Genomic DNA, 2,998 nt, shown 5'->3' with positions numbered 1-2,998 from the left:
CAAACTTTAATGTTGGAACCGTAGGAACCGTTGAACCAAATGTTTCCAGATTGTTATATTGAAATCCATCTAAGTAATCTGTATTCTGTTCAGCACCCGCTTGTATATACCTCTTCGATACTTTCGTTCCGTCAGCTCTATGGGTATAATAGGTGTTATTGGTGGAGTTAACAAATACTGTTTCTGTAATGCTGCTTGGCAGATTTAAGAAATTATATGTGATAAGCATTTTGTTTTTATCGGGATTACCCGTCATATTTCCATTTGCATCATACTGCATTGTATTTCCTTTATATCCTCCAATAAATGGTACCAGATCCTTAACAGATGTAAGTCTATTCCCCTGATAAGTATAATTAAGGTTATTAAGGAAATTTGCAGCAGTATTTCCTTCCATTAATTCAGAAGATCTTTTTAAATTAGTAATATTTCCATTCAGGTCGTACTCCAGTTTTTCAAAATATTCTTTCGCAGAAGGATTGCTGTCTTTCTGATAAAAACCTGCTGAAAGCCTATTTAAGCTATCGTAAACATAGCCGTATCTTCTCAGGTGATCATTAGCTGCAGTAGCAGTTCTCCAGTCTACCTCTGCGATATTCCCATTATACCTCGGCATTACTTTCAAATCAGGAAAATCGGTATTCGGTGTTTCCAATCCTTCAACCTGATTGTATTTGATTTTATAACCAAACAAATCGCTTCCCAAATTGACTGGATCATTAATATTGGTCATCCAACCACGGATATTGTACTTATAATCGATGGTCTGCAATGGGGATGCTAATGATACTCCTCCTACTTTTTTGGATTCCAGCTGGGAAAGTTCATTATACTTATTCTGAGCCAGATATTCAACAGGATTACTGCCTACCTGATGGGTTTGGGTTAGAAGCCTGTTCTGGGAATCATAGGTGAATTTTTCTACGAAGCCCTTTTCAGGATCCGTGATCAATCTTCTGTGATAGGTATTGGTCTGAAGGACGATTCCTGCAAAATCAAGCTTATGATTAACAACAGTATATCCTCCCAAATGGTTATTACTTCTTGAGCCTATATTTCTTCCTTTGGTATCATACCAGATAAAGTTCTTTGTCCATTTGTCATCTTCTATATTTTTGACATAGGAAGCGGTAAGCATTCCCTTCGTGGTTCGTGAATTGGCTGGGTTATCAGTCAAAAGCTCCTGTGCAAATACATTAGTGACTGCAGAGGATCCTGGGGGATAAGTGTCATAGTAATTAACGCTCAATACAGACTGGATATCTGAAGAAAAATAATTATTGCTGTAGTAAACCGTCATCCCACTTTTGGCAAAACCTGTAGTATTTCTGGATTCGATAATTACCAAGTCTTTAATTAAATCCTGTAAAGCAGCTCTTTCTCCTGCTGAAATAATTCCTGTAAGGATCGCTCTTCCAAATGTATCATATTTGGTCATGAGCCATTTATTTTGTGTATCCATTACAGCATCCTGAGTCAAAATCAAACGGTCTGATTTATCATACACCATGTATTCCCAGCCTTTGCCAGGAAGTTTCTTTTCTACGAGCCTGCCCCTGCCATCATAGCGGTACTGATAATAGAGGTTTTCCATTGTAGCAGATTCTACAGTGGGAGCTGATGCTAAAGGTGGTATCACAAATGCTAGCTGATCATATTCATTATAAACATAATAGGTATCTGTGTTCTGTGAGGAATTCAATACTTTTCTAACGAGTAAAACCTGCCCTTTACCGTTTTTGAATTCTATGGTTTTGTTGCCGTCTTCATCAGTTACCGTGTTTTTGTATAATTGTGAAGGCTGGAAATATTGGAGGAGCTGAACAGAGGTTTGGGTTCTGCCTTCAACCCATGTCGTAGTAGTTTCATATTTTCTTACATAATCTTCTCCAATATTAGTATCATAATCAAATTTAACAGGTTTAGTGGTCCAGTCGTTACCCACCTGAACTTGTTGCTGGATTCTGTCCAGTGGAGAATTTTCCAGAACCTTTTCTGCATAGATCTTTTCTGATCCATATACTGATGGAGCATTGGCTAGTGGAGTTGAAACAATAGCACCATTCAGAGTTCCAGATTGTGGAATAGGTAAAAAGTCTTTAGCCTGTCTTCCAAATCCGTCATATTCGATATGGGTAACCACATCTTTTCCTAATGGTGAGCCTTTTACATTCACTACCTGTTTTGGTCTTCCTAAGCCATCAAAATACTGAACGGTTTCTGAGGTTTTTGGGGTTGAAAGGGCAGGGTCTGAAAGATATGTTTTTGAATAGACGTAATTTTCTGTCGGTGAAAGCTGTGCATGAGCTAAACCCGTTATAAATAATGCACTGATCGGGATAATTATCTTTTTCATCGTGTGTTAGTTTTTGTAGTTGTATTTGAATTCTTTCAATACTTTACCATTGATGTCGATCACTTTTTCAAGACGGTTGGCAGTATCGTATTTATAAAGTTCCCTGATTCCTGATGGAGGAGTAATGCTTCTTACTCCAATTAATGGATCATAGCTGTAAGTAGTGATCTGATAACCTGATAACGCAGAATTATTTCTGAACACATCCAAAGCGGATATCAGTGACTGTTCTGATGCATCGGTATTTAGTTGACCGTCATTATCTGAAGCATTTACAATATTGTCTATTAATGACTGAGCGATATCTGAAAGTTTGGCACCTGCTATTTTGGCAATGGGCTGGGTTTTGTTATAACCCCAAATGATTGTGGTTGGAATACCTTCTTTTGTAGTGTACTGCTGAAGTTTGCCTTTTGAATCGTATTTGTCATAAGTAACTTCTGTGGATGAAACTGTAGAGTTTTGTAAATCGTAAGATAAAACCGAAGTAGGGAGCACCAGTGAAGCACTGTTATTGGTTATTTCTGCTACAGTTTTTGGATAAATAGTCTCGGTTCTTGACAGTGTTTTTGTGCTGCTTCCAATAGTCTGGTTTGTAGTAGTTTCTAATGGAATGCCAACCATATTCTTATCAATCATCAG

At 37.7% G+C, this 2,998-nt stretch carries 1 protein-coding gene and 1 pseudogene; both read right to left on the bottom strand.

The annotated features are described in order from the left end of the window. Positions 1-2,356: DUF6443 domain-containing protein (locus DRF61_RS22395; RefSeq protein ID WP_228452752.1), on the bottom strand; the 2,356-nt coding region annotated here is incomplete at its 3' end. 6 nt (positions 2,357-2,362) lie between these two features. After that, positions 2,363-2,998: pseudogene (locus DRF61_RS22390) on the bottom strand (DUF5977 domain-containing protein); the annotation flags it as partial.

Origin of the sequence: Chryseobacterium lathyri (genome assembly GCF_003290185.1) — a bacterium.
Classification (GTDB): Bacteria; Bacteroidota; Bacteroidia; order Flavobacteriales; family Weeksellaceae; genus Chryseobacterium; species Chryseobacterium lathyri.
Note: the sequence above shows the minus strand (reverse complement) of the source record. Positions and strands in the feature narration are given on the sequence as shown.